Annotated in this window: 1 protein-coding gene; it reads left to right on the plus strand. The window is 55.6% G+C overall.

Going from position 1 to position 320, the window contains the following annotated elements; all coding sequences use genetic code 11:
* Positions 1-320: hypothetical protein (locus QMG93_RS35100; protein ID WP_281944535.1), on the plus strand; the 320-nt coding region annotated here is incomplete at both ends.

A 320-nucleotide genomic window follows, 5' to 3' on the forward strand; every position in this document is an offset into this window, starting at 1 on the left:
GAAAACGCTGCGCTGACCTATGTGCTGGACATGAACGGCATCATCACGGAAGGAGTCCTGTCGCTGACGATCCGGTATAGCGGGAAACAGTACCGCAGGGAGACGGTGGAGCGATTGGCGGGGCTGCTTCAGACGAGTCTGAGGGAAGTGATTGCGCACTGCGTAGCCCAAGAGGAGCCGGAGCCGACACCAAGCGATCTCTTATGGAAAGGACTGACCATTGAGGAGCTGGAGCAGCTAAGCGCCCAAACCCGGCATATTGGACAGATTGAGAATGTATATGCGTTAACGCCGATGCAGAAAGGAATGCTGTTCCACAC

Origin of the sequence: Paenibacillus tyrphae (genome assembly GCF_027925525.1) — a bacterium.
Taxonomy (GTDB): domain Bacteria; phylum Bacillota; class Bacilli; order Paenibacillales; family NBRC-103111; genus Paenibacillus_G; species Paenibacillus_G tyrfis_B.